Source organism: Arthrobacter humicola (genome assembly GCF_039531445.1).
In the GTDB taxonomy this organism is placed as follows: domain Bacteria; phylum Actinomycetota; class Actinomycetes; order Actinomycetales; family Micrococcaceae; genus Arthrobacter; species Arthrobacter humicola.
Genome location: NZ_BAAAQB010000006.1, coordinates 246659 through 272230, shown reverse-complemented (window position 1 = coordinate 272230; position 25572 = coordinate 246659). Strand labels below are relative to the sequence as shown.

General features: G+C 68.2%; 23 protein-coding genes. 15 read left to right on the top strand and 8 right to left on the bottom strand.

What is annotated here, in order from left to right; translation table 11 throughout:
• Positions 1-18 precede the first annotated feature (18 nt).
• The 3 genes from ABD243_RS02190 to ABD243_RS02180 form a co-directional block, all read right to left on the bottom strand.
• The gene (locus ABD243_RS02190) at positions 19-873 is read right to left on the bottom strand and encodes a phosphotransferase (protein WP_344361543.1); all 855 of its coding nucleotides are present in this window, start codon (positions 871-873) and stop codon (positions 19-21) included.
• Positions 874-877: 4 nt separating this feature from the next.
• On the bottom strand, positions 878-2347 hold the full coding sequence (locus ABD243_RS02185) for a peptide MFS transporter (RefSeq protein WP_344361540.1): 1470 nt from the start codon (positions 2345-2347) through the stop codon (positions 878-880).
• A gap of 160 nt (positions 2348-2507) precedes the next feature.
• Positions 2508-3629 (bottom strand): alcohol dehydrogenase catalytic domain-containing protein, encoded by a 1122-nt coding sequence (locus tag ABD243_RS02180; protein ID WP_344361537.1) that lies wholly within the window; start codon positions 3627-3629, stop codon positions 2508-2510.
• Between the two features lie 353 nt (positions 3630-3982).
• Between ABD243_RS02180 and ABD243_RS02175 the strand changes: the two genes are divergently transcribed.
• The 3 genes from ABD243_RS02175 (at position 3983) to ABD243_RS02165 (ending at position 7876) form a co-directional block, all read left to right on the top strand.
• Entirely contained in the window at positions 3983-5869 is a 1887-nt protein-coding gene (locus ABD243_RS02175) for a sialate O-acetylesterase (RefSeq protein ID WP_344361534.1), read from the top strand.
• A 433-nt stretch (positions 5870-6302) separates the two neighbouring features.
• Positions 6303-6668, top strand: a complete 366-nt coding sequence (locus tag ABD243_RS02170; protein ID WP_091255538.1) for an ArsR/SmtB family transcription factor — start codon at positions 6303-6305, stop codon at positions 6666-6668.
• A complete protein-coding gene (locus ABD243_RS02165) occupies positions 6665-7876 on the top strand; it encodes a cation diffusion facilitator family transporter (protein WP_344361530.1) in 1212 nt (403 codons plus the stop codon). The genes ABD243_RS02170 and ABD243_RS02165 overlap by 4 nt, the downstream gene beginning before the upstream one ends.
• A 7-nt stretch (positions 7877-7883) precedes the next feature.
• On the opposite strand, the gene ABD243_RS02160 is transcribed toward ABD243_RS02165, so the two are convergent.
• A complete protein-coding gene (locus tag ABD243_RS02160; RefSeq protein WP_344361527.1) occupies positions 7884-9311 on the bottom strand; it encodes an amidase in 1428 nt (475 codons plus the stop codon).
• 444 nt (positions 9312-9755) lie between these two features.
• Here ABD243_RS02160 and ABD243_RS02155 point away from each other — a divergent pair, with 444 nt between their 5' ends.
• The 3 genes from ABD243_RS02155 to ABD243_RS02145 all read left to right on the top strand — a co-directional run bounded on the left by ABD243_RS02155 (position 9756) and on the right by ABD243_RS02145 (position 11400).
• Positions 9756-10082: a rhodanese-like domain-containing protein gene (locus ABD243_RS02155; RefSeq protein WP_116765432.1), complete on the top strand. Its 327-nt coding sequence runs from the start codon at positions 9756-9758 to the stop codon at positions 10080-10082.
• Between the two features lie 18 nt (positions 10083-10100).
• A complete protein-coding gene (gene pheA, locus ABD243_RS02150; RefSeq protein WP_344361524.1) occupies positions 10101-11084 on the top strand; it encodes a prephenate dehydratase in 984 nt (327 codons plus the stop codon).
• A gap of 94 nt (positions 11085-11178) precedes the next feature.
• Positions 11179-11400 (top strand): hypothetical protein, encoded by a 222-nt coding sequence (locus tag ABD243_RS02145; RefSeq protein WP_091255530.1) that lies wholly within the window; start codon positions 11179-11181, stop codon positions 11398-11400.
• 41 nt (positions 11401-11441) lie between these two features.
• Here the strand turns inward: ABD243_RS02145 and ABD243_RS02140 are convergent, their stop codons facing one another.
• Positions 11442-12506 carry a diacylglycerol/lipid kinase family protein gene (locus tag ABD243_RS02140; protein ID WP_344361521.1) on the bottom strand — a complete coding sequence of 355 codons (1065 nt, stop codon included), beginning with the start codon at positions 12504-12506 and terminating at the stop codon, positions 11442-11444.
• Positions 12507-12584: 78 nt separating this feature from the next.
• Here ABD243_RS02140 and serS point away from each other — a divergent pair, with 78 nt between their 5' ends.
• Both serS and ABD243_RS02130 read left to right on the top strand, forming a co-directional pair.
• Positions 12585-13865: a serine--tRNA ligase gene (gene serS / locus ABD243_RS02135; RefSeq protein WP_344361519.1), complete on the top strand. Its 1281-nt coding sequence runs from the start codon at positions 12585-12587 to the stop codon at positions 13863-13865.
• A gap of 148 nt (positions 13866-14013) precedes the next feature.
• Complete coding sequence (locus ABD243_RS02130) at positions 14014-14916, top strand: HAD family hydrolase (protein ID WP_344361517.1); 903 nt, start codon at positions 14014-14016, stop codon at positions 14914-14916.
• A gap of 49 nt (positions 14917-14965) precedes the next feature.
• Here ABD243_RS02130 and ABD243_RS02125 read toward each other — a convergent pair whose 3' ends face one another.
• The 3 genes from ABD243_RS02125 to ABD243_RS02115 form a co-directional block, all read right to left on the bottom strand.
• Positions 14966-15565 carry a MarR family transcriptional regulator gene (locus ABD243_RS02125; RefSeq protein WP_116765436.1) on the bottom strand — a complete coding sequence of 200 codons (600 nt, stop codon included), beginning with the start codon at positions 15563-15565 and terminating at the stop codon, positions 14966-14968.
• 80 nt (positions 15566-15645) lie between these two features.
• Positions 15646-16401, bottom strand: a complete 756-nt coding sequence (locus ABD243_RS02120) for a DUF429 domain-containing protein (RefSeq protein ID WP_344361514.1) — start codon at positions 16399-16401, stop codon at positions 15646-15648.
• 100 nt (positions 16402-16501) lie between these two features.
• Complete coding sequence (locus tag ABD243_RS02115; protein WP_091255519.1) at positions 16502-16993, bottom strand: inorganic diphosphatase; 492 nt, start codon at positions 16991-16993, stop codon at positions 16502-16504.
• 144 nt (positions 16994-17137) lie between these two features.
• Between ABD243_RS02115 and dacB the strand changes: the two genes are divergently transcribed.
• From dacB to folP, 7 genes are all read left to right on the top strand, one after another.
• Entirely contained in the window at positions 17138-18655 is a 1518-nt protein-coding gene (dacB, locus tag ABD243_RS02110) for a D-alanyl-D-alanine carboxypeptidase/D-alanyl-D-alanine endopeptidase (protein WP_344361509.1), read from the top strand.
• A gap of 110 nt (positions 18656-18765) precedes the next feature.
• Positions 18766-19968: a zinc-dependent metalloprotease gene (locus ABD243_RS02105; RefSeq protein ID WP_344361506.1), complete on the top strand. Its 1203-nt coding sequence runs from the start codon at positions 18766-18768 to the stop codon at positions 19966-19968.
• Between the two features lie 98 nt (positions 19969-20066).
• On the top strand, positions 20067-21104 hold the full coding sequence (gene tilS, locus ABD243_RS02100; protein ID WP_344361741.1) for a tRNA lysidine(34) synthetase TilS: 1038 nt from the start codon (positions 20067-20069) through the stop codon (positions 21102-21104).
• 30 nt (positions 21105-21134) lie between these two features.
• Positions 21135-21686, top strand: a complete 552-nt coding sequence (gene hpt, locus ABD243_RS02095) for a hypoxanthine phosphoribosyltransferase (RefSeq protein ID WP_091255514.1) — start codon at positions 21135-21137, stop codon at positions 21684-21686.
• A gap of 197 nt (positions 21687-21883) precedes the next feature.
• Positions 21884-23959, top strand: a complete 2076-nt coding sequence (ftsH, locus tag ABD243_RS02090) for an ATP-dependent zinc metalloprotease FtsH (RefSeq protein ID WP_344361503.1) — start codon at positions 21884-21886, stop codon at positions 23957-23959.
• A 9-nt stretch (positions 23960-23968) separates the two neighbouring features.
• Positions 23969-24613 (top strand): GTP cyclohydrolase I FolE, encoded by a 645-nt coding sequence (gene folE / locus ABD243_RS02085; RefSeq protein ID WP_425547107.1) that lies wholly within the window; start codon positions 23969-23971, stop codon positions 24611-24613.
• 11 nt (positions 24614-24624) lie between these two features.
• Positions 24625-25566, top strand: coding sequence for a dihydropteroate synthase (gene folP / locus ABD243_RS02080; protein ID WP_116765442.1), 942 nt, complete (start codon positions 24625-24627; stop codon positions 25564-25566).
• Positions 25567-25572: the final 6 nt, after the last annotated feature.

Sequence of the window (25572 nt, the reverse complement as noted above, 5' to 3'; positions counted from 1 at the left end):
GCGGCTGCCGCCGGAGGCTCAGAGTGTCAGCGCGGCCACCAGCGGGCGGGCATTGGCCTCAAGCCAGCCCCGCCGTCGATTGATGAGCCCGCCCACGCCGTCCTGCCACATCCGGGCCCAGCCGCCGCCCAGCGTCGCGGCGTTGTGCCGCATCCGTTCGTAGCTCAGCTCCGCGGCGTCGATCCCGGCACCTGGCACCCGGCGTCGTTCCTCCTCGGACCAGCCGTAGGCGTCGGCGAAGAGGCGCAGCCGGCGGAACGGATCCTGGTCCTCCCAGCCCGGCCATGCGTCGGACGGGTCGCGGAGCGGCACCCAGTGCATGGCGGTGTTGAGCGAATCGTGGAAGGCCGTGGACGGTCCGGCGAGGTCGAAATCCACCAAACCGGCGGCCAGGCCGTCCCGGACCACCACGTTCTGCGGCGTTACGTCCAGATGGCAGATGAGCCCGGAAGCCTCAGTGGGGTCCGGCCGGAGCGGACTGCGCGGAAACGGATGGTCCCGCGGCACGTAGCCCGCCGACGCCGTGTGGAGCCGCCGCACCAGGCGGCCCACCGAGGCCAGAAGGTCCGCGGACTGTGCCCAGGCTTCCGGCAGGGCCCCGGCGCATTGTCCGGGCACGAAGGTCAAGACGTCCCGGCCCTGATCATCCTGGCCCAGGAATCGGGGAGAGCCCTCAAAGCCGGCGTCTTCCAGCCAATCGAGGTACCCGGCCACGGCCAGGGACTGCGGCTGGTGCGGGCGGCGGATGGTTCCGCCAACCCGCACCACACCGTCGGTGACATCGCCCGCCGGCATGAGTTCGACGTCAGACGCCTCGCCTGGGGCGGGGACGTAGACGCGCGCTGCAACCGGGACGCGATGCGCGGAGCTCATCGGGTCAGCGTACGCCGCCCATGAGCTTCTTGATGGCCGGCGAGGCGGCTGCCATGCCGACGGCCAGCAGGATGGCGGTCCCGCCCACACCGATGAAGTACGGCAGCTCGTCATTCGGGTTGTACAGGCCGGACAGGATGCCGGCCAGCGTGGTGCCCAGGGACACGGACAGGAAGAACAGCGCCACCATCTGGGTGTGGAAGGCCTTCGGCGCCAGCTTGGTCGTGACGGACAGCCCGATGGGGGACAGGAACAATTCCGCCAGCGTGAACAGCAGCAGGATTCCCGCCAGAGCCAGCAGCGGAGTCTTGCCGTCGCCGGAGAGCGGAATGAAGGCCAGGAAGGCCAGCCCCATCACGAACAGGCCGATGGAGAACTTCAGCGCCGATCCCGGCTGCTTGCGGCCGAGCCGTGTCCACAGGGCCGCCATGACGCCGGCGAAGATGATGATGAACACCGGGTTGATGGACTGGACCCAGGCGGCAGGCATTTCCCAGCCGAAGAAGTTGCGGTCCAGCTTCTCCTCCGAGTACACCGCGATGAAGGTGAACTGCTGCTGGAAGAGGGCCCAGAACGCGGCCGAGGCGATGTACAGCGGGATGAACGCTGCCACCCGTCCGCGTTCGGTGGCGGTGACCTTATTGCTCCGGAAGATCAGGGTGAAGTAGACCACCGACGCGCCGATGGCGGCGTACGCCATGGACGTGGCCAGGTTCTCGGCGTTCACGGTGCCCGAGATGAACAGCGCGGCGATGACCGCGGCGATGCCGACGAAGATCAGTCCGTACTGCTTGCGCTGCGCGGCAGGGAGGGGATGCGCAACCCGCTGGGTCTGCGCGGGGAGCTTGTTGCGTCCCAGCGCGTAGACGGTCAGGCCCACAGCCATACCGACGGCGGCAGCGCCGAAGCCCCAGTGGAAGCCTTGGCTTTCCTGTAGCCAGCCGGTGACGAGGGGGCCGATCAGCGCGCCGGCGTTGATGCCCATGTAGAAGATGGAGAACCCGGCATCGCGGCGTTCGTCCTTCTCGCCGTACAGGCTGCCGACAAGGGCGGTGGCATTGGCCTTGAGCCCGCCAGAACCGACGCCCACCAGCACCAGGCCGGCGATCAGGCCGGGGACGCCGGGCACGAGGGCCAGCGCGATGTGGCCGCCCATGATCATGATGGCCGAGCCGAACAACACCTTCTCGGAGCCGAACAGCCGGTCAGCGAGCCACGCGCCCAGGATCGTGGAGAGGTAGACGCCGCCGCCGTACGCGCCGACGAGGCTGGCGGCCAGGCCCTGCTCAATCCCGAGGCCGCCCTTCTCGACCGAGAAGTACATGTAGTAGAGCAGGATTCCCTGCATGCCGTAGAAGGAGAAGCGCTCCCACATTTCTACGGAGAAGAGGCTGGCCAGCATCTTTGGGTGGCCAAAAAACGAGGTATCGCCCGGCGTTGTAGCGGGGCGAGTTTCTAAATGAGTTGTGCTCATTTACTTAATGCTGACATTATGACGCGCGATTGTCACATTCGCGGCGCCCGGGGGCAAGTAACCCCGACGGTGTTTCGCCCCTATTTTCCCGCTGTTCGGTCGTGTGGACGCCGCCCCACCCCCCTCCGGTCAGGGCTCCGGCTTGGCCCGGAGCCGGCCGTCAGGCGGGACCGCCGGCGTCGAACATGATGATCTGCCGGATGGCGTGCCCGTCTGCCAGCTGGTCCATGGCCCGGTTGATATCGGCCAGAGCGATGCGGTCCGAGATCAGTTCCTCGACCGGCAGCTTCCCGTCCCGCCACAGCTGGGCGTATTTCGGTATGTCCCGTGACGGGACGGCGGAGCCAAGGTAGCTCCCCACGATCGTCCTTGCCTCTGCGGTGATTGTCAGAGGCGGCAGCTGGGCGCGGGCGTCGGGGGAGGGCAGCCCGGCCGTCACGGTGGTGCCGCCGGGGGAGGTGGCGGCGAAGGCGGTTTCGAAGGCGCGCGGATTGCCGGCGCACTCGATCACGAATCTGGCTTTAACCCCGCCGTCGAGGACCTGCTGCGGCGTGTACGTTTCGTGGGCGCCGAGGCGGCGGGCGTGGTCGAGTTTCTGCTCCAGCGTGTCCACGGCGATGATCCGCGAGATTCCTTGGGAGACGGCGGTGATGAGGGCCGCCATGCCCACCCCGCCCAGGCCGACGATCATGATGCTGTCCTCCGGCCGGGGCCGGGCCGCGTTGAGCACGGCGCCGCCGCCGGTCAGCACGGCGCAGCCCAGGACCGCCGCAATGTCTGCCGGGATGTCGTCGTCCACCGGCACGGCCGAAGCGCGGTCCACCACGGCGTATGTAGCGAATCCCGAGACGCCCAGGTGGTGGTGGACGGGCTCCCCGCCTCGGCTCAAGTGCCGGGACCCGTGCAGCAGGGTTCCGTCGTTGTTGCTCTTCGAGCCGGCCGTGCAGGGCAGCCGGCCGTCCTCGGCGCAGTTCGCGCAGCTCTCGCACCGGGGCAGGAAGGACATGACTACGCGCTGACCGGGCTGCAGATCCCCGACGCCGGACCCCACCTCGACGATCCGGCCCGCCGCCTCGTGGCCCAGCAGCATGGGCACCGGCCGGACCCGGTTGCCATCGACAACGCTCAGGTCCGAGTGGCAGATCCCGGCGGCCTCCAGCCGGACGAGGATCTCGGTGGGCCCGGGAGCGGCCAGATCCAGCTCGCAGATGCTGATCGGCCTGGATTCCGTGAAGGGGCGCGGGCGGCCGATTTCCTCAAGTACTGCACCGGTGATCTTCATCGATCCTCTTTCGCGGCCTCGTCGGTTTTGAGTGAACGATAGCCGCCGGCCGGAGCCAGCGTCCATTTGGCGGGGGGGCAAGAAAACCCCAAGGTGGCTCGGCAAGAGTGTGGTCCATGGCTGGTTGGGGCAAGCTTTGTCGTCCCCCGAACGCGGCGCGGCCGCCGGTGCGGACATTACCTTCCTCAACGGCGGCCTCTGGGCTACGGCAGCCCCGGCACCCGGGCGGCAGGCCCCCGACGCGGCCCACGGCCCGGAGCCTCCACCGTGTCCTGATCGGTCTCGCGGTCTTCGCCCTGATGGCGGCGGGCGTCGTGCCGGCGCGGGCTGCAACGGCCATTACTACTCTGCACGTGTTTCTCGCGGTCGGGCAGTCGAACATGTCCGGGCGAGGTCTTCCTATCGATGGCGCGACAGACGTCGAAGACCCGCGCATCTTCCAGTTCGGAGCTAAGACCCGCACCTTCCGGGCCGCCTCGGTCCCGCTGGACATGCACGACGCCCCCAGCGGCCTTTCCCCCGCCACAACGATGGCCAGGGAATACCTGAAGACCCAGCCCGCCGACGTCGGGGTCCTCATCATCCCGGCGGCGCACGGCGACACCGGATTCACCAGCGCGCCGGGGACACTGACCTGGTCCGTCGGTGCGGCTTCGGCCCCGGACTACGATCTGCCGACACTGGCCGTTAAGCAGACGTTGAGCGGCCTCGCGGCGGCGAAGGCGGCCGGCTATGCGGTGGAGCTCAAGGGCATTCTCTGGCATCAGGGCGAGAGCAATTCCTCCACAAGCACTTCGGCCTACAGCGCCAAGCTGGACCAGCTCATTGCGTTCTTCCGGGACCGGCTGTCGGCCCCGAAGCTGCCGTTCGTCCTCGGGCGCATGTCGCCGGAGGGCATCGCGGCCACGCCGGGCAGGGCCAATGTGGACGCGAGTCACTACCAAACGCCGGGCCGCGTCGCCTACACCGGCTTCGCGCCCTCGCTGGCCTGTGCCCTAAATTCGGGGGACACGACCCATTTCTCCCGGGTGGGTATCGAATATCTGGGACGGGCATACCTGGCCGCGTACCGGCAGGCGGCCGCGAACACCCAGGCGTCCGCGGTCGCCACCCCCGCGCTCACTGTGCCGAACTGTGCGGGTCGGGCCATAGCGATGGACCCGACGCGATTCCTCGATACCAGGATCTGGCCGGGGCGCGTGGCCGCGGGCGGGTCGGTTTCCTTCCGGGTAGCCGGCGTAAGGGGTGTGCCGACCAGCGTGTCCGCGGTTGTCATCAACCTGACTGCGACGTCGCCGACGTCGCACGGGGTCATCACCGCCTATGCCTCGGGGACGGCCAAACCCGGGACCTCGAATCTGAACTACGTTGCCGGGCAGACCGTCTCGAACCTCGCTACGGTGCCCGTCGGCACGGACGGCCGGCTTACGCTCACCAACTCCTCGTCAGGCTCCGTGCATCTGATTGTGAGTGTGTCCGCGTATTTCCATGCCGGCACGCCGTCGTCGCCCGGGACGTTCAGTGCCGTGGCGCCCGCCCGGCTGCTGGACACGCGGAAGTCTTCCGGGGCCGTTTCCGGCGGAAGCTCGGTGTCCTTCATGGCTGGCGGGAAGTCGGGGATCCCCACGAATGCCTCGGCGGTGGTCCTGAACCTCACGGCGACCGAGACAAAGTCGTACGGCTTCCTGACCGCATACGCCGCGGGGTCCTCGAAACCGAGCTCGTCCACTCTGAACTACTCGGCGGGGCAGACCGTGTCCAACCTCGTCGTGGTCCCGCTCGGGACCGACGGGAAGGTAACAGTCTCGAACACGTCGTCCGGGTCGGCGCAGGTCATTGCCGACGTCGAGGGGTATTACCTGTCCGGCAAACCGGTCCAGGCCGGCGCCTTCGGAGCCCTGGCGCCCACCCGGTTCCTGGACACGCGGCTCTCTTCAGGAGCTGTCCCGGCGGGAGGGTCGGTCACTTTCCATGTGCGCGGCGTCAAGGGGATACCCACCACCGTGGCCGCCGTGGTGGTCAACGTGACGGCTACAGCGGGCAAGTCCTACGGACTCCTCACCGCATTCGCCTCGGGGTCCTCCACCCCGAAAGTCTCAAGCCTGTTCTATTTGCCAGGACAGATCGTCGCTGACCTCGCCGTGGTTCCCGTTGGGCCGGACGGCAACATCAAAATTGCGAATACGTCGAGCGGCTCGGTGCAGATCATCGCCGACGTCGCGGGCTACTTCCGCGGGTAGCGGTAGCGGGTGTGGGTGCGGCAGTTCGCGGAACCGGGGAACTGAAGATCAGGCAGGCGCGGAGCCGCGGATCTGCTGAGCCGGGGATTTGCTGAACCGCGGATCTGCTGAACGGCCCGTGGGGGGACATGCCCATTCCTGGCACCCGCGCGTGGACATGATGGCATTGTGCCCAAGTCTCGCCGCGATGGAGGAGCATGTCCCCGGGCCGGCGCCGGACATGTCCCACGCATGGCGTGAACGAGGAGCATGTCCCCGGACCGGCGCCGGACATGTCCAACGCCCCTCACCACGGCCGGACATGTCCACAGGCGCCTGGAGAAGTGCCGGACGCCGCTGTGCTGCCCGTGTGCTGCCGGGGAACTCCTCAGGCCCATCGACCCGGGCCCGGCTGGTCGATCCCCTGGGGCAACAAGTGTGAAATAATCTGCGTATGGATGCAGATAAGCAGATATGCGGGCGCGAGCCGGACAGCCAGTATGTCGAACTCGCCGTTGAGATTTTTGCCATGCTCGCCGACGCCACGCGTGTCCGGATTATTCTTGCCCTGCGCGAGGGCGAACTGCCGGTCAACCAGCTGGCCGAGATTGTCCACAAATCTCCGGCGGCCGTTTCCCAGCACCTGGCAAAGATGCGCCTCGCGCGCCTGGTGACCACCAGGCAAGACGGAACACGCGTCTTCTACCGCCTGGAGAATGAGCACGCCCGCCAGCTCGTTACCGACGCCATCTTCCAGGCCGAACACTCACTGGGGGGAACCCCCCGCCACCACCACCCCGAAAGCGCGGACCTATCGTGACCGAATCCCATGACCTCCACCGTCCCGGGGCAACCGCGCCCGTCCACGCACAGCCGGACGCTGGCAGCCATGATCACGGGTCCGAGGACCACGGCCACGATGATCATGACCATGGGCACGACGGCCATGACCACGACCATGCCCACCACAGCCACAACCACAGCCACGGGCACGACGGCCACGATGATCATGACCATGGGCACGGCCATTCCCATGAGCATCCGACGGGGATCAAAGGCTTCCTGTACGGATTGTTCGTCCCGCACACCCACGACGCCGCGGACTCTGTCGACGACGCCCTTGAGGCGAGTGAACACGGCGTCAGGGCGGTGAAGATCAGCCTCTTCATGCTTCTTGGCACGACTGTCCTTCAATTCATCGTGGTGCTGATGAGCGGTTCGGTGGCACTCCTCGCGGACACGATCCATAACTTCTCCGACGCCATGACGGCTGTGCCGCTGTGGATCGCGTTCCTGCTGGCCCGCCGGCCGGCGACCCGCCGTTATACCTACGGCTTCGGGCGTGCCGAGGACCTGGCCGGGCTCTTCATCGTTGTGGTCGTCGCGCTCTCCGCCGTCGTCGCCGCATGGCAGTCGATCGACCGGCTGTTGAATCCCCAGCCGCTGCAGAACCTGTGGTGGGTTGCGGCAGCGGGGCTGGTGGGCTTCGCCGGCAACGAAGCCGTGGCCATCTACCGGATCCGGATCGGCCGGAAGATCGGCTCCGCCGCGCTGGTGGCCGACGGTGTCCACGCCCGGATGGACGGTTTCACGTCGCTTGCCGTGGTGCTGGGCGTGATCGGCGTGTGGGCCGGGTTCCCGCTGGCCGACCCGATCGTTGGGCTGCTGATCGCGGCAGCCATTGTCATCCTGTTGTGGGGAACGGTCCGCAGCATCGGCCGGCGCCTGATGGACGGCATCGAACCGGACCTTGTTGACAGGGCACGGTCGGCCCTGGCCTCCACCCCCGGCGTGGACGCCGTCCCGGCGCTGCAACTGCGTTGGATCGGCCACCGCCTCCAGGGCAACGCCAGCATCCAGGTCGCAGACATGCCGGTCTCCGCAGCCGAACAGATCGCCGCGGATGCCAGGCACCGCCTCGGCCACGCTCTGCCGAACCTGGACGGCATCGCGATCCGGACCACCACCGGGTCGGTACACGACGGCGGGGACCTGGCGCGGTCAGCGTCCTCGCACGGACACGACTAACCCCGGCCTAGAAACCCAGCTGGGCGGCCACCTGCAGCAGCAGCCCCTCGGAGCCCATCGGCCCGATCAGCTGAATGCCCATCGGCAGGCCGGAACCCGGAGCGCCGCCGGTCCAGTGCATCGGGATCGTGATGGCCGGCAGGCCGCAGACGTTCACCATGGAGGACCACGGCGCGTATTCGCATTGCTTGCGGTAGTCGCCGTCGGCGTCGCCCGCCCATTCAGCGGCCGGCCAGTAGCCGACGCCGTGGGCCGCGCCGGTGAACCAGCCCACCGGCCGGGGCGTCTGCGCCAGGGCCGGGGTCACGATGAGGTCCCAGCGGGCATACTGGGCGATCGTGTCCCGCTGGAATTGCCGCAGGAACCCGAGGCATTCATTGAGCTTGGACGTACTGCGCTGCTGCGCGCGCCGCCGGAATGTTCTGGTGAGCGGGGTCAGGAGTGCCTCGCGCTGGGGTGCTATTCGCGCGCTGCCGACGCCGGCGGTCCAGGCAGTGGTGAAGGCATCCGGGTAGCGGTTGTCATAGCGGATCGCCGCCTCCGAGGTCTCGTGGCCGGACGCCTCCAGCCGTGCGACGCCGTCGGCCAGCGCATCGAGCGCCTCGCGGTCCGGAGTGAATGGGAAAATCGTCTGCCACGGGCTGTCCAGACTGACGCCGATCCGCAGCCGGTCCGGCTCCCGGGCGGTCAATTCGAGGTAGCTGGCATCCGCCGGGCCGGGCATCAGGGCATCGAGCATCAGGGCGGCATCGGCGGCGGAGCGGGCGAGCGGGCCGGCAACCACAAGCTGGGCCGCATCGCCTGAGCTTTCCCCGGCCGGCACGAGCCCGCGGCCGGGCTTCAACCCGATGAGTCCGCAGGCGGCGGCCGGAATCCGCACGGAGCCGCCGCCGTCGGTTCCGGGGGCAAACGGCAGCAGCCCCGCGGCCACCGCGGCAGCGCTGCCGCCCGAGGATCCGCCTGAACTGCGGCTGAGGGCATACGGATTGCGCGACGGCGGGGCGATCCGGTTCTCGCTGTAGGCTGTCAGGCCGAATTCCGGGACCTGCGTTTTGCCCAGCGACACCACCCCCGCGGTCTTGAGCACGGCGGGGAGTGCGCCGTCCGTCAGCGCCGGTTTGTGCTCCAGAGCGGCGCTCCCATGCGTGGTGATCACCCCAGCCACATCTGTCAGGTCCTTGAATGCGAGCGGCATGCCGTGCAGCGGCGGCAGGCCGCCGTCGCTCGGGTCCTGGCTTCGGAGGGCATGGAGCTGGTCTGCTGCTGCGGCATCCTTCCGGGCCTGGTCGGCGGTGACGGTGATGAAGGCCCCGAGGTGCGCGTTTTGGGCTTCGATGCGGTACAGGAAATGATCCGTGGCCTGCCGGGCGGAGAGCTCCCCGGAACGGAGTGCATCCCGTAGTTGAACGGCAGAGAGCTCGTGGATTTCAGCCAAGGAAACGGGGCTCCAGGCCGTCCCGGAACCGTTCGGCAGGCATGGTGTGCCCTGCGGCCGCTCCGACGAGGGGAGGACATGTCCATTGTTGGGGACTGCGTACGGGCACTGTGGCATCATGCCCAACCCTGGCGGCGTGGGGAGGGCATGTCCTTTGGGAGGGAAGGACGGGACTGGGGAGATGGCCAGCCGTCATGACGAGGGGAGGGCATGTCCGTTGTTGGGGACTGCGTACGGGCACTGGGGCATCATGCCCAACCCTGGCGGCGAGGGGAGGGCGTGTCCCGTGGCGGGAACCGCGGACAGGCCGCGCCGCGGGGTGTTTGGCAGCCATGAGGTCTCCTTTGCGCTCTCCAGAAGCGTAACGTGCCGACTGCGGGGGCGCTCGGCCAGCGGCGGGGGATACGCTGGGAACGGACCTTGAAATCTGCGGAAAGGGCGAACATGAGCGACTTCCACACCGTCAGCGTGTCTGGCATCCCCGACGGCGCCAAGATCCTTGATGTCCGCGAGGACTACGAATGGGTCGCGGGCCACGCCGAGGGCGCCCTGCACATTCCCCTGGACCAGCTGCCGGCCCGGCTCGAGGAGCTCGACCCGGACGAGGACGTCTATGTCATTTGCCGTACAGGCGGCCGCTCCCACCGGGCCGCCCAGTGGCTCGTCGGCATGGGATATTCCGCGCTGAACGTGGCCGGCGGCATGGACCAGTGGGTAGAGACCGGCATGCCGCTCGTGTCCGACAACGGCCTCAAGCCAGTCATCCTGTAACCGAAGAAGGAAAAGCCGATGCCCGCACCAACCGTCACGTACACATTCCTCGGCCCTGAGGGGACCTTCACCGAGGCGGCCCTGATGCAGGTTCCGGACGCGGCGCACGCCATCCGCATTCCGTCCTCGAATGTCAACACGGCGCTGGACAAAGTGCGGGATGGCTCCGCCGATGCGGCCATGGTGCCGATCGAGAACTCCGTCGAGGGCGGCGTCACTGCGACCCTCGACGCCATCGCCACCGGCCAGGAACTCAGGATCCTCCGGGAGGCCCTGGTGCCCATCAGCTTCGTCCTAGTGGCCAGGCCGGGCGTGGAGATCGGGGACATCCGGCGCGTCTCCACCCACGGCCATGCCTGGGCCCAGTGCAGGCTCTGGGTGGACGCCAATATTCCCAATGCGGAATACATTCCGGGGTCCTCCACCGCCGCGGCCGCCATGGGCCTGCTGGACGCCGACGGCGTCCACTACGATGCCGCGATCTGCGCCCCGATCGTGGCCCAGGAACAGCCGGGCCTGTCCGTTCTTGCCGAAAACATCGGCGACAACCCCGGCGCCGTCACCCGGTTCGTGCTGGTGGGCCGCCCGGGCGAACTGCCCGCCCGCACGGGAGCGGACAAGACCACGGTGGTGGTCCCACTGCCCGAGGACCGGCCCGGTGCGCTGATGGAGATCCTGGACCAGTTCGCCACACGCGGTGTCAACCTGAGCCGGATCGAATCCCGCCCTACCGGGCAGTATCTGGGCCATTACTTCTTCAGCATTGATGCCGACGGCCACGTGGCCGACGCCCGGGTGGCGGACGCGCTCGCGGGTCTCCACCGGATCAGCCCGGCCACTCGCTTCCTAGGCTCTTACCAGCGTGCGGACGGCCACCGCAGCATCGTGGCGCCGCATACCTCCGACCAAGCATTCCGGGCCGCGCATGCATGGGTCAGAGACATACTGAGTGGCGCATCTGCCGTGGCGGAATATACCCCGGGGGCTTCGCCCAGAGCGTAGGCAAATGCCTTCCGGTGCACTTCCACCGCTTCCCAACTGTGCGTATGCTTGCCTGATCCATATTGGGGAAGTCCTCTACCGGAGGGAGCGGGTCATGTCAGGAACCAGCACAGACAATGACGGCCAGGGAATGATTGTCAATCCCAAGCCGACAGCTGACAACCAGGACTGGGACGGCGACGACGCCGACCGCGCGGACCGACTGCGCTTTGAAGAAGAGCAGGCAATGATCCGCGAGCAGTCCGAGGCCAGGGCCGCCAAAGCTGCAGCAGATGCGAAGAAGGCCGCAGACGCCAAGAAGGCCGCCAGCGCCTAGTCCCCCTCAGAGGAGCCGCCGTCAGACTAACCGGCGCGGGCCTAGTCGCCTCCCGCCCCGTCCTTGACCCGGACCAGCAGGGATCCCGGGGCCACCTGTACGGTGACCGTCGTGGCCTCGCCGGAAGGATCGCCGTCGATCTGGGTAGGCATGGGTTCGGAGCACCGGATGGTGATCTTGCCGGAACGGTAATACGTCATGACCGGCAGATCCTTCTTGTGCTTCAGCACGATCTTTGTGTACATCGCCAGCCAGCCGATTGCACTGCGCGGGCTCATCACCACGACGTCGAGCATCCCGTCATCGATCATGGCCTGCGGGATAAAGTCGATTCCCCCGGGAATCAGGCCACAGTTCGCGAACAACACACTGCGGATCTTCCGCGACTGCTCAGGCTGGTCATCCAGCCCAATCGAGACCTTCTTGCGGCGCCCCGGGAGGTGCCGCACCCCGGCTTCCGTATACGCCAGCCAGCCCACGGCCTTCTTCAAACCGTCATTGGTATCACTGACCACCTCGGCGTCCATGCCCATGCCCGCGATCACCAGGAAAGTGTGCTCCGCTGACTCCCCGGTCCGTGCATTCTCAACGGTCATCCGCGCCGTATCGATGAACCGCTGGTGACCGAACAGGGCCGCCTGCACGTTGCCCTGGAGGTCGTTGACCTCCAGATGCACGTTGCGGGCCAGGAGGTTGCCGGTGCCGAGCGGAATCAGGCCCATGGCGGTGTCCGTCCCGGCAAGGACCTCGGCCACGACGCGCACCGTCCCGTCCCCGCCGCAGGCCAGGACGACGTCGGCCCCGCTGGCCACCGCCGCCCGCGCCTGCGAGAATCCGGGGTCCTCGGCGGTGGTTTCAAAGATGCCGGGCGGCTCCCAGCCGGCCTCGGCGCACGCCGCTTTAATGAGTGCCCGCGCCTCTGCCGAACGGGCCTTGATGGGATTCAGGACCACGGCAACCTTCTGCCGCCCCAGGTCCGGGCTGTGGGTTTGCTCCCACACGGCACTGCGGGTGTGCTTGGCCCTCAGCCGGCGCACCCCCCACCAACTGGAGGCGGCAAACGCCAGAACCCCAGCGATGACGAGGTAGAGCAGCCAGTCGCGCATTGTGATCCAACAGTATCCCGCCAGCGCCCCGTGACCTGCTTGCCCGGTAACGCCGGCCGGATTGGATACTCTTGTCTGGTGATCGACGTAAAAGACCTCAGCGAAAACCCGGACAAGTTCCGTGCCAGCCAGCGCGCCCGCGGCGCCGACGAATCCGCGGTGGACGCGATCATCGCCGCGGATTCGGCCAGGCGCGCGGCGCTGATCCGGTTCGAGAACCTGCGGGCCGAACAGAACGTGTTCGGCAAGAAGGTTGCGCAGGCCAAGGGCGAGGAAAAGCAGGCCCTTCTCGCCGAGGTCAAGGTCCTTGCCGCCTCCGTCAAGGCCGCATCGGCCGAGGCCGATGTCGCCCAGGCCGCCCAGGAGGAGCTGCTCCGCACCATCCCCAACCTGATCGAGGACGGCGTCCCGGCCGGCGGCGAGGACGACTACATCGTTGTCAAGACCGTCGGCACGCCACGCGAATTCCCCGACTTCGAGCCCCGGGACCACTTGGAGATCGGCGAGCTGATTGGGGCCATCGACATGGAACGCGGGGCGAAGGTGTCCGGTTCACGCTTCTACTTCCTGCGCGGCGTCGGCGCCCGGCTGGAAATGGCGCTGCTCCAGATGGCCATGGACCAGGCGATCGAGGCCGGGTTCGTCCCCATGATCACGCCCACCCTGGTCCGCCCGGAAACCATGCAGGGCACGGGCTTTGACGTCAAGCACGACGCCGAGATCTACCGTCTCGCCGAAGACGACCTCTACCTTGTGGGCACCTCCGAAGTGGCCCTCGCCGGCTACCACGCCGACGAGATCCTGGACCTGTCGGACGGTCCCATCCGCTACGCGGGCCAGAGCTCGTGCTACCGCCGCGAGGCTGGCTCGCACGGCAAGGACACCCGCGGCATCATCCGGGTCCACCAGTTCAACAAGGTCGAAATGTTCATCTACACCACTGTCGAAGAGGCGGCTGCCGAGCACGCCCGCCTCCTGGCGTGGGAAGAGGAAATGCTGGCCAAGTGCGAGCTCCCGTACCGCGTGATTGACACCGCTGCCGGGGACTTGGGCAATTCCGCGGCCCGGAAGTACGACTGCGAAGCCTGGGTCCCCACCCAGGGCGCGTACCGGGAACTGACCTCGACGTCCAACTGCACCACCTTCCAGGCCCGCCGACTGAACATCCGCGAGCGTGTCCTGAACGAGGACGGTGCGCCCAAGGGCACCCGGGCCGTGGCCACGCTCAACGGAACCCTGGCCACCACGCGCTGGATCGTCGCCATCCTGGAGCACCACCAGAACCCCGACGGCTCTGTCAACGTCCCCGCCGCCCTGCAGAAGTACCTCGGCGGCATGACGGTCTTCCCCGTTCTCTAACCACCGACCACTAACTACCAGCCGGGCCTCCGCCCGCCGCCGGGTAAACATTCACACTGTGGACAGGCTGTGGGTGTTTACCGCAAATTCACGCCCTGCTGTGGCCTGAGTCCTAGCGGCAGTCGGGGCTCTCTGCTCTACTTGTGAGATGACAACCATGACTGAATCCTCAGTCGCCGGCAACGATGACCGGCGCACCACACACGAGAACAACATGCAGAACACCGAGGCCCGGATAAACACGGCCCCGAAGAGCCCCGGCGACAAGATGATGGTCGCCTTGGACGTCGACGGCACCCTGGTGGATCACGACGGCCACATGTCGGTCCCGGTCCGCGAGGCCGCCCAGGCCGTCGTGGCCGCGGGCCACCACGTCACGATCGCCACGGGCCGCTCGCTCAACGCCACGCTGCCGGTCATCGAGCACATCGGAATCGAGAACGGTTACGCGGTCTGCTCCAACGGCGGCGTGATCCTGCGCGTCGACTCCGGACTGTCCGACGGCTACGAGGTAATCCACAAGGCAACCTTCGACCCCGGTCCGGCCCTCCGCGCCCTGCGCAAGCGGCTGCCCTCGGCCAAGTACGCCCTCGAGGACGAATCCGGCAACTTCCTGTCCACCGAGCGCTTCCAGGACGCCAGCTTCGGCGTCGAGGCGGTCGGCGTCGACTTCCAGACCATGCTGGAGGCAACCGCCGTCCGCGTGGTGGTCTTCAGCTCGGAGAACACCCCGGAGGAGTTCAACGCCGCGATCCGCCACATCGGGCTTGCCGGCGTGACCTATTCGGTGGGCTGGACGGCGTGGCTGGACATTGCCGCCGCCGGCGTCACGAAGGCCAGCGCGCTGGAACACCTCCGCGGCCGGCTCAGCATCGAAGCACACCGCACAATCGCCGTCGGCGACGGCCGCAACGACATCGAGATGCTGACCTGGGCGCGCCGCGGCGTGGCCATGGGGCAGGCCCCGGTGGAAGTGATTGCCGCGGCCGATGAGGTGACGAAGTCGGTTTACGACGACGGCGCCGCGCACGTGCTGCGCAGCCTCCTTTAGACGCCCGGCCGGGCGGTCCGGGAGCCCGGCCCGCCGCGGCCAGCGCGGGCTAGCGGACGTCGAGGATGAGGCCCAGGAGCCGGGCCGCCGCCGGACGTGCCGCGTGTTCTTCGTTCCACTGGGACCGGGCCACGGCCTTGCTGACGGCCTGCGTGGTGATCCCGAGTTCCTCGGCGACGGCCTTCTGCTGGCCGCGGACTCCCGGAGTGAGCAGATCCAGGACCCGCCATTCGGCGTGGCTGCGGTCGTGCACAATGTGGCCCAGGAGGCGCAGCACGGCCTCGGCTTCCGCGGCGAGGTCCGCCAGCGGGCCCTCCACGGCCACCCGGATGCGGTCCTTGCCGTTCCGCAGGCGGTCCACGGCGCGCCGGGCATAGATCAGCCCGTGGCCGGAGGCGTCTTTGATCTGGTTCGGCAGGGGTTCGTTCACCGGGCCCACCCCGATGCCCACATACCAGCTGCCGCTGCGCAGGGCGATCATGGCCGCCTCCACCGCCTGATGCGGACAGTCCACGATGCCCTGGACCTCGTCCTCCACGGAGCGGTCGAAATCAAGGCGCGCGGGGATGTGCCGCAGGTCCTTCAGGAGCTGCGGCACGCGGTCGCCGTCGCGCCGGCTGTCGGTTTGATTGATGGTCAGCGTGAACATTCTGGATCACACACTACCCGGTGGCAGTTCGGGGGCAAGTTGCCGGCCAAGCCGCCGTACCGGGGCCGTAACAGAGGCGGCTAGCCGCCCGCGAGCCCGGAAAGATGCCCGGACGGCAGGTGGATCCAGCCCTCGCTCAGGGCTGCCGCGGCATCGCCGGGCCCGGGGCGCTGTGTTTGCCCCCGGCGGACGGCCCGTGCCGTCAGCGAGGCGATGACGGCATCAAACATGTCATCGGAGGCGGCAAGGTCATCCCGGTACCCCGCCAGGTCCAGCCACGGGGCTTTCAGGGTCAGATCCGCCAGCGCCGAGGACAGCTTCTCCGCTTCCGGGGCCCCGCGTCCCTTGTAGCCGCGGGCCTGGATCTCCCAGAGTTTCAGGGATGCCGCGGGATAGACCTCGGCGAGGCGGCCGGAGCCGTCCCGGGCCTGCGGCCCCGCGTCCCGGGCGATCTTGGCCTGGATCACGGCGCACCGCATGGCCGGGTGGGCCAATCGGTCGGCGGACACGCTGAGCGGAATCAGCCCGGTTCTGGCCGTGACGAACCGGTCGGTGTCCCGGTAGGCGAGCAGGCGGCGGCCCTCGATCCCGTCGTAGCCGAGCACCGGCCCGGCGTCGAAAGCCAGGTGCCCCGCAAGGAAGGGAAGGAAGGCGTCCGGCCAGCCCAGGGGGCAGTCAACCCCGGTCATATCGCTGCTGCCGAAGAGCCTGACGATCTCTTCGTCGCCGACGTCCAGGGACAGATGCGCCAGGTGTGCGGCGCCGTCGGCCCATTCGATGACGGCCACGGCCGTCTTCTTGGCAGCCGCCGCGAGGTCGACGCCGAGGGTCCTCACCGGCGTGCCCGCACGCCACGAAAAAACGCGGGGTCACGCACCGCCCGTTCCGGAGCTCCGGAACGGCAGTATGTGACCCCGCGTTGCAGTGCGGAAACGACTAGTGTCCGGCAGCCGGAACGTAGCGCTTGATGGAGGCCTCGAGCTCGGCCTCGGCGGCGGCGCGGTCGCCCCAGCCCTCGGCCTTGACCCACTTGCCCGGCTCCAGGTCCTTGTAGCGGGTGAAGAAGTGCTCGATTTCCCTGATCAGGAACTCGCTGACGTCGCTGATTTCCTTGATGTGGTCAAAGCGCGCATCGGTCGGCACGCAGAGGACCTTGGCGTCGCCGCCGCCGTCGTCGGTCATGTTGAAGACGCCGATCGGGCGGGACTCGACGATCACGCCGGGGTAGAGGTCGAAGTCCTGCAGGAGCACCAGCGCATCCAGCGGATCTCCGTCCTCGCCCAGGGTGTTCTCGAAGAAACCGTAGTGGGTGGGGTACTGCATCGACGTGAAAAGGACGCGGTCCAGGCGGACGCGGCCGGTCTCGTGGTCGACTTCGTACTTGACGCGCGATCCCTTGGGGATCTCGATAGTCACGTCATGCTTCATGGAATGCTCCTTGACGACTTCAGGGGGTGCGCGGCACGTGCATAAAGGCTGTCGGTGCCGCCGACTACTATTGAGGATATAGCGAGAGGCGCTGGTTTCAGGAACTAGTGGGGACATTTCAGGACTATAAGGACCAGCAGCAGCATGAAACCGAGAACCAGCCCCGAGGGCACCAGGCCGGTGCCCGGCAGGCGTCGGGGGATCCTCGTACTGCTGCTCCAGAGCCTCCTGGTGGCGGCCGTGGCACTGCCGGCCGGCATCGCCGTCGCCCCGGCTTTCCTCGGCCCGGACCGGTCCCCGGACGCATCCCGGGCAGCCCCGCCCTGGCAGCAGGTCCCCGCCACACTGAGCGATTCCAACGGATCAGACGGGATCGGTCCCCTCACTGATACCGCACCCGTTCCCGCCCGCGCCGCCCTCTCGGACCGGCTCAACGAGACCCTGAAGACCGACGGCGGCGGCACCTTCACCGGGATCGTCCAGGACGCCGCCAGCGGGCAGGTCCTCTTTGACCGGTCCGCCGACGAGGCCCGCATTCCGGCGTCGAATATGAAGCTCCTCACAGCCAGCGCGGCCCTGCGCGTCATGGGCCCCGACCACCGCTTCAGTACCCGGGTTTTGGCAGGGCCCACGCCCGGGTCGGTGGTGCTGGCCGGCGGCGGAGACGTACTCCTGGGGGCGGGCGAATCCGATCCCGGGGCGGTCCTCGGCCGTGCCGGGCTGGCCACGCTCGCCCAGGCCACCGTCCGGGCACTCCAGGACGGTGCCGCCGGCAGCGGCGACGGCGGCGGCGCAGCCACCGGCACCGTGCGCGTCCTGCTCGATGACTCCCTCTTCACCGGCCCGCCGCTCCGACAGGCCTGGAGTCCCGAGGACGTCGCCGCCGGCGAAATGGCCCCGGTGTATCCGCTGGCACTGAACTCGGCCCGGTTCGATCCCGCCAAAACCACCGGACCCCGCCCGAAGGACGCCGCCATGACCGCCGCCGAGGCCTTCGCCGCCCGGCTCACGGCGGCCGCCGCGTCCGCGGGGCTGACCGTGGCACCGGGCGTCGCCCGCGTTCAGGCCGGTGCCACGCCGGACAGCGCCCACGCGAAAGTCCTGGCCGAGGTCCAGTCCGCCACGGTGGGGCAGCAGGTGGACCTCATGCTGCAGACCTCGGACAACTACCTCGCCGAGGTGATGGGACGGATGACCGCCCTCGGCGCCGGCCGGCCCGGCAGCGGCGACGACGCCATCGCCGCCGTGCTGCAGCAGGTCAAGGACCTGGGCGTTTCCACGGATGCCCTCCGGGCCGCGGATGTCTCCGGCCTGGCCCCGGCCGACCAGGTCTCGGCCCGGCAACTCACGGACGTGGTCCGGGCCATGACCTCCGGCACGGACACCAGGCTGCGCGCCGCCCTCGCAGGCTTCCCGGTCGCCGGGCTCACCGGCACCCTGGGGGGCCGGTACACGGACGCCGCGACGGCCGCCGGGGCCGGGCTGGTGCGCGCCAAAACAGGCACGTTGAACACGGTCATCGCGCTCAGCGGGTACGTCGTGGACGCCGACGGCCGGCTGCTGGTCTTCTCCTTCGTGGGCAACGGGCTGACCCCCGGCGCCGCGAACAAGGCCGCCCTGGACCGCTCCGCCTCCGTCCTGGCCGGCTGCGGCTGCCGCTGACCGGCGGAGTGCCGCCCTGAACCTGCGCCCGGCCGGTTCAACTGCCGGGTTCGCCGGCCGGTTCGCCGGTCAGCGAAAATTAAGGCGGATTGTCGGGACCCTGTGATCTGATGGACCCCATGGAGTCCTCTGCGAGCGAGACATCAGGCAAGACAAACTCAGGCACGACAAACACAGGCACGACAAACAGCAAGCCGCACAGCCAGACCTCAGGCGGCACACCGGTGCAGGCCCAGGATCTGATCAACTGGGAGCTTGCCGCCTCGACGGCCGCGCGGCTGACACCGGCCGGTCCCGTCCTGAGCCCTGCCGAGATCGGCGCCGCCGTTGAGAACCTGCGGCTCATGGCGGACATTTCCGTGCCGCACGTCCACGACATCACCGGCCTCGATGCCGCCCGGGACCTGCGCGATTCCGAGGTCCTGGTGGTGGACCGCGCCTCCTGGGCCAAAGCCAACACGCAGAGCTTCGCCGTCATGCTCGGGCCGGCCATGGAAAAGATGCTCGAGGGCCGCGGAACCCTCAACCCCGGGGCCGCGAGCGTCAGCGGCGCCATCACCGGCAGCCAGCTCGGGGCTATCCTTGCGTTTCTCTCCAGCAAGGTCCTGGGCCAGTACGACCCCTTCTCCGCGCTCGCCGAGAGCTCCACGGCCCCCGCTGCCGGCCGCCTGCTGCTCGTGGCGCCGAACATCATCTCCGTGGAACGTGAACTGAACGTCACCCCCGCCGACTTCCGGCTCTGGGTCTGCCTCCACGAACAGACCCACCGGGTGCAGTTCGCCGCCGCCCCGTGGCTCCGGCACCACATGCTCGACGAGATCGAAAACCTCAGCGGCCAGCTGCTCGGCAACGTCGATTCCCTGATGGAACGGGCCTCCGCGGCCGCGAAGTCATTGAAGGACCGCGCCGCACCCGGCGCGGCCCCCGGCCGGGGCGCCATCCTGGACCTGCTCCAGAACCCGGAGGAACAGGCCGCCCTGTCCCGCCTGACCGCGCTCATGAGCCTGCTCGAGGGCCACGCCAACGTGGTCATGGACGCCGTGGACGCCAGCATCGTGCCCTCGGTGAAGACCATCCGGCAGCGCTTCAACGCCCGCGGCAAGGATCGCGGCATGATCGAGAAGTTCATCCGCAGCCTGCTCGGCCTCGACGCGAAGATGCGCCAGTACAGTGACGGCTCCAAATTCGTCCGGGAAGTAGTGGACGCCGTCGGCATGGAAGGCTTCAACAGAGTCTGGGAGTCCGCTGACCGGCTCCCCACCGAAGCCGAGATCCACGACTCCAAGCTCTGGCTCAACCGGATGGGCCTCTAGCGGTCATGACAGCCCGTAATCCCGCCGGTTCGTCGTCGGTGTCCAGCGGACGACGCCGGCCCGGCCGCCTTGCGCCGGTGGTCGGCACCGCGCGGAAAATGCTGCAGGACGCGCTTGCCGCCGCCGGCTACCCGGAGCGTGTCCTGGTCGCCTGCAGCGGAGGTCCTGACTCGCTGGCCCTCGCGGCCGTCGCCGCCTATTTCGGCCGCCGGGGCCATGTGGATGGCCACCCCGTGTCCGTGGGCGCCGTCGTGGTGGACCACCAGCTTCAGCCCGGCTCCGCCGCGGTCGCCGCAACCACCGCCCGGACCCTCGAGGACCTCGGGCTCTCTCCCGTGCAGATCCGCACAGTCGACGTCGCCGCCACCGGCATGGGCCCGGAGGCGGCCGCCCGGGACGCCCGCCACGCGGCCCTGGACGCCGCAGCGGACGAGGCCGGCGCCGGCGTGATCCTGCTCGGCCACACCCTCGATGACCAGGCCGAGCAAGTGCTGCTTGGCCTGGCGCGCGGCTCCGGCACCCGGTCGCTCGCCGGGATGCGGCCCTCCCGGGGCCGGCTCCTGCGCCCCTTCCTGGGCCTGCGGCGCGCGGACACCCTGGAGATCTGCCAGGCGGAGGGCCTGGAACCCTGGCACGACCCGTCCAACACGGATCCCGCGTACGCCCGCTCCCGGACCCGGGTTGAGGTGCTGCCCCTGCTGGAAGACAAGCTCGGCCCCGGCGTCGCCGAATCCCTCGCCCGCACGGCCGCGATCCTGCAGCTCGACGCCGACTATCTGGAGGACGTGGCGAACGACACCTTTGACCGGCTGCGGGAGCAGGACGGGCAGGAAATCAGCCTTCCGGAGGCGGCACTGCGGGACCTGGCCCCGGCCGTGAGGTTCCGGGTGATCGCCAAGGCCGCCGCCGCCGTCGGCGGTCAACAGCCCAGCTACCAGCGACTGCTTGCCGCCGAAGCGCTGCTGCGCCGGCAGGGATCGGCCGGCCCGGTGGAGCTTCCCGGTTCGGTCAGCGTCTTCCGGCTCTCGCTCTCGCAGCTCCTGGCGGAGCAGCCGTCCGCCGCCGGCGGCGTTCCCCGCGAAGCCGCCCGCTGTGGGAAGCTTGTATTCCGGCCTCAACAGCCGCCCCGAAAATAGTCGCACCCCGCATCTACACAGGAGCCATTGGTGGATTCAAACGACGTCCAGGCAGACCTCAAGCACGTTCTCTACACCAAGGAACAGATCCAGCAACGGATCACCGAACTCGCGGCGCAGATCGACAAGGACTACGAGGGCCGCGATCTGCTGATCGTCGGCGTGCTCAAGGGCGCCGTGATGGTCATGGCAGACCTCGCCCGCGCACTGCACAGCCACGTCTCCATGGACTGGATGGCCGTGTCCTCGTACGGCTCCGGCACCCAGTCCTCCGGCGTGGTCCGCATCCTGAAGGACCTCGACACCGACCTCATGGGCAAAGACGTCCTGATTGTCGAGGACATCATCGACTCCGGCCTCACGCTCTCCTGGCTCAAGACCAACCTGGAATCCCGCGGCACCGCTTCGGTGGAAATCTGCACCGCGTTCCGCAAGCCGACGGCCGCGAAGGTCAAGATCGACGTCAAGTACGTCGGCTATGACATTCCCAACGAGTTCGTCGTCGGATATGGCCTGGACTACGCCGAGAAGTACCGCAACCTGGACTTCGTCGGCACCCTGGCGCCGCACGTATACGAATAGATCGTTCACGCGGAGACGCCCCCGCCCGGGACCGGGCGGCAGGACGCCGCGTCCCGCTACGCCCACAGGGAACTTTTGCACTTCACCGTGCGTGAGTTAGTGCGACGGTGTATAGCTAGAACCTGACGCAGCACCACACGCGCGCAGAACGGTCGCCGTGCAGCACTACCAGGAGGGACGGGGCCAGCCCCGAACAGATGAAAGCTAAGAGTTTCTTCAAGGGCCCGGGGATCTGGATTGTCGTCGTGGTGGCCATGCTGCTGCTTGCCTTCGCCACCCTGGCGCCGGGCGGCGCAAGCCGGATTGACACCGACAAGGGCCTTGAACTGCTGAATTCCGCCGGCAAGGTTGAACAGGCCAAGATTTTCGACGCCGAGAACCGCGTGGACTTGGTCCTGAAGGACAACCTGCAGGTCGACGGCCAGGACAAGGGTAAGAACGTCCAGTTCTACTTCGTCAACGCCCGCGCCCAGGACGTCGTCAAGGCGGTCACTGATGCAAAGCCGTCGGGCGGTTTCACGGACCAGCCGATCGAGAACAACTGGTTCTCGGGGCTCTTCTCCCTGCTGGTGCCCGTGCTGCTCCTTGGTGTCCTGTTCTGGTTCCTGCTTTCCCGGATGCAGGGCGGCGGGTCCAAAGTCATGCAGTTCGGCAAGTCCAAGGCGAAGCTCGTCAACAAGGACATGCCCCAGGTGACCTTCAGCGATGTCGCCGGCGCCGATGAGGCCGTCGAGGAACTTGAGGAGATCAAGGAATTCCTGCAGGAGCCGGCCAAGTTCCAGGCCGTCGGCGCCAAGATCCCCAAGGGCGTGCTGCTCTACGGCCCTCCGGGCACCGGCAAGACCCTCCTGGCCCGCGCCGTCGCCGGCGAGGCCGGCGTGCCCTTCTTCTCCATCTCCGGTTCCGATTTCGTGGAAATGTTCGTCGGCGTGGGCGCCTCCCGCGTCCGCGACCTGTTCGAACAGGCCAAGTCCAACGCGCCGGCCATCATCTTCGTCGATGAGATCGACGCCGTCGGCCGGCACCGCGGTGCCGGAATCGGCGGCGGCAACGACGAGCGCGAGCAGACCCTCAACCAGCTGCTGGTTGAAATGGACGGCTTCGACGTCAAGACCAACGTCATCCTGATTGCCGCCACCAACCGGCCCGACGTCCTGGACCCCGCCCTGCTGCGTCCGGGCCGCTTCGACCGGCAGATCTCGGTCGAGGCCCCCGACCTGATCGGCCGCGACCAGATCCTGCAGGTGCACGCCAAGGGCAAGCCGATGGCTCCCGGCGTCGACCTCAAGGCCGTCGCCAAGAAGACCCCGGGTTACACGGGCGCGGACCTGGCCAACGTCCTCAACGAGGCCGCGCTGCTGACGGCGCGCTCCAACGCCAACCTGATCGATGACCGCGCGCTGGACGAGGCGATTGACCGCGTCATGGCAGGCCCGCAGAAGCGCAGCCGGGTCATGAAGGAACACGAGCGCAAAGTCACGGCCTACCACGAAGGCGGCCACGCCCTCGTCGCAGCGGCCCTGCGGAACTCCGCCCCGGTCACCAAGATCACCATCCTGCCCCGCGGCCGTGCCCTGGGCTACACCATGGTGGTCCCGGAAAACGACAAGTACTCCATCACCCGCAATGAGCTGCTCGACCAGATGGCCTACGCCATGGGCGGCCGTGTGGCCGAGGAACTCGTCTTCCACGACCCGTCCACCGGCGCGTCCAACGACATCGAGAAGGCCACCGGGATCGCCCGCAAGATGGTCACCGAGTTCGGCATGAGCGAACGCGTCGGCGCGGTGCGCCTCGGCCAGGGCGGCGGCGAGCCCTTCCTGGGCCGCGACGCCGGCCACGAGCGCAACTACTCGGACCAGATCGCCTACATCGTCGACGAGGAGGTCCGCCGCCTCATCGAGGGCGCCCACGACGAGGCCTACGCGATCCTCACCGAAAACCGGGACGTACTGGACCAGTTGGCGCTGGAACTGCTGGAACGCGAAACCTTGAACCAGGCCGAAATCGCCCAGGTCTTCACCCACATCCGCAAGCGCGATTTCCGCGAGGTCTGGCTCTCCAAGGAGACCCGTCCGATCCTGTCCGCCGGCCCGGTGGAATCCCGCCGGGAGAAGGCCGAACGCGAAGCGCAGGAGGAAGCAACCCAGGCCCGGCTCGAAGAGCCGCTGGACGCCCTGCCGCCGCACGCCCAGGGTGTCCCGGGACAGGAGTCCTTCGAAGGAGGAGCCGGCGGCGTTACCGATATCGGGACTGACGGCCTTCCCAGCTAGGCTTCTTCTGTGACTTCTAACTTCGACGACGACGTTCCCGCCCCCGCTGACCCTTCGGCGGGGGACGGGGAAGCCCAGCATCCAAGCACCAAAGTGGACCGCCCGAGGATCGAGGCGGCCGTGCGGGAAATCCTGCTGGCCATCGGCGAGGACCCGGACCGCGGCGGACTCCTGGACACCCCGAAGCGGGTGGCCAAGGCCTATGCCGAAATGTTCGCCGGCCTGCACCACGACCCCGCGGAGATCCTGGCCACCACGTTCGACCTCGACCACGAGGAACTCGTGCTGGTCAAGGACATCCCGTTCTACTCCACGTGCGAGCACCACCTGGTGCCGTTCCACGGGGTGGCGCATGTGGGCTACATCCCCTCGCACGACGGCAAGGTCACGGGACTGAGCAAGCTGGCCCGCGTGGTGGACATGTTCGCCCGGCGCCCCCAGGTCCAGGAACGCCTGACCACCCAGATCGTTGAAGCCCTCGTCACCCACCTCAAACCGCGCGGCGCGATCGTCGTCGTCGAATGCGAGCACCTGTGCATGTCCATGCGGGGCATCCGCAAGCCCGGTGCCAAGACCGTCACCAGCGCAGTGCGCGGGCAACTGCACGACCCGGCCACCCGCGCCGAAGCCATGAGCCTCATACTCGGAAGGTAAGTAAACAGACTATGGACTCCCTAGCTGCAGCCCCAGGGACCGGCCCCGCAACCTCGCCCCTGCCCATCCTGCGCAAGCCGCGCCCGGCGGCGAAGTTCCAGGACCTGCCCACGGACCGGACACTCGTCATGGGAATCCTGAACGTCACCCCCGATTCCTTCAGCGACGGCGGCGACTACGCGACGCCGGACACCGCGATCGCGGCGGGCCTGCGGATGTTCTACGCCGGGGCGGACATCATCGACGTCGGCGGCGAATCCACCCGTCCGGGCGCCACGGCGGTCGGCGTGGACGAGGAACAGCGCCGCGTGCTGCCGGTTATCGAGGCCCTCGTCAAGGCCGGCGCCCTGGTCAGCATCGACACCACCCACGCCGCGACGGCGGCCGCCGCCCTGAAAGCCGGCGCCGCGATCATCAACGACGTCTCCGGCCTGACCCTCGAACCGGAAATGGCTGAACTGGCCGCCCGGACCAAGGCGCCCTATATCCTGACGCACCGCCGCGGCGACGCCAGCACCATGAATGACCTCACCGACTACGATGACGTCGCCCGGGACGTCGTCGCCGAACTCGCCGGCGTCCGCGACAAGCTCTACGCCGCAGGCGTCAGCCCGGAACAGATCATCGTGGACCCGGGGCTGGGCTTCGCCAAGAACGACGTCCAGAACTGGGAACTGCTGCAGCGCCTGGACGTCCTGCAGGCCATGGGCCACAAGGTCCTCGTGGCCGGCTCCCGCAAACGCTTCCTCGGCAGCCTCCTGACCGTGGCCGGCAAGGCCGCCCAGCCGGTTGAACGCGATGCCGCCACCGCCGCCGTGACCGCCATCAGCGCCTTCCGCGGCGCCTGGGCGGTGCGGGTGCACGACGTCGGCCCGAGCCTGGACGCCGTCAAGGTCGCCGCCCGCATGGCACCCCCGGCGCACTCCGCACCGGCCGCCGCCGGCACCAACTGATCCGGC

What these genes read in the sequence shown, in the direction of transcription:
- ABD243_RS02190 (WP_344361543.1), bottom strand. Translation starts at nt 873, where the DNA reads ATGAGCTCCGCGCATCGCGTCCCGGTTGCAGCGCGCGTCTACGTCCCC.
- ABD243_RS02185 (WP_344361540.1), bottom strand. Translation starts at nt 2,347, where the DNA reads ATGAGCACAACTCATTTAGAAACTCGCCCCGCTACAACGCCGGGCGAT.
- ABD243_RS02180 (WP_344361537.1), bottom strand. Translation starts at nt 3,629, where the DNA reads ATGAAGATCACCGGTGCAGTACTTGAGGAAATCGGCCGCCCGCGCCCC.
- ABD243_RS02170 (WP_091255538.1), top strand. Translation starts at nt 6,303, where the DNA reads ATGGATGCAGATAAGCAGATATGCGGGCGCGAGCCGGACAGCCAGTAT.
- ABD243_RS02155 (WP_116765432.1), top strand. Translation starts at nt 9,756, where the DNA reads ATGAGCGACTTCCACACCGTCAGCGTGTCTGGCATCCCCGACGGCGCC.
- pheA (WP_344361524.1), top strand. Translation starts at nt 10,101, where the DNA reads ATGCCCGCACCAACCGTCACGTACACATTCCTCGGCCCTGAGGGGACC.
- ABD243_RS02145 (WP_091255530.1), top strand. Translation starts at nt 11,179, where the DNA reads ATGTCAGGAACCAGCACAGACAATGACGGCCAGGGAATGATTGTCAAT.
- ABD243_RS02140 (WP_344361521.1), bottom strand. Translation starts at nt 12,506, where the DNA reads ATGCGCGACTGGCTGCTCTACCTCGTCATCGCTGGGGTTCTGGCGTTT.
- ABD243_RS02130 (WP_344361517.1), top strand. Translation starts at nt 14,014, where the DNA reads ATGACAACCATGACTGAATCCTCAGTCGCCGGCAACGATGACCGGCGC.
- ABD243_RS02125 (WP_116765436.1), bottom strand. Translation starts at nt 15,565, where the DNA reads ATGTTCACGCTGACCATCAATCAAACCGACAGCCGGCGCGACGGCGAC.
- ABD243_RS02115 (WP_091255519.1), bottom strand. Translation starts at nt 16,993, where the DNA reads ATGAAGCATGACGTGACTATCGAGATCCCCAAGGGATCGCGCGTCAAG.
- dacB (WP_344361509.1), top strand. Translation starts at nt 17,138, where the DNA reads ATGAAACCGAGAACCAGCCCCGAGGGCACCAGGCCGGTGCCCGGCAGG.
- ABD243_RS02105 (WP_344361506.1), top strand. Translation starts at nt 18,766, where the DNA reads ATGGACCCCATGGAGTCCTCTGCGAGCGAGACATCAGGCAAGACAAAC.
- tilS (WP_344361741.1), top strand. Translation starts at nt 20,067, where the DNA reads ATGCTGCAGGACGCGCTTGCCGCCGCCGGCTACCCGGAGCGTGTCCTG.
- ftsH (WP_344361503.1), top strand. Translation starts at nt 21,884, where the DNA reads ATGAAAGCTAAGAGTTTCTTCAAGGGCCCGGGGATCTGGATTGTCGTC.
- folP (WP_116765442.1), top strand. Translation starts at nt 24,625, where the DNA reads ATGGACTCCCTAGCTGCAGCCCCAGGGACCGGCCCCGCAACCTCGCCC.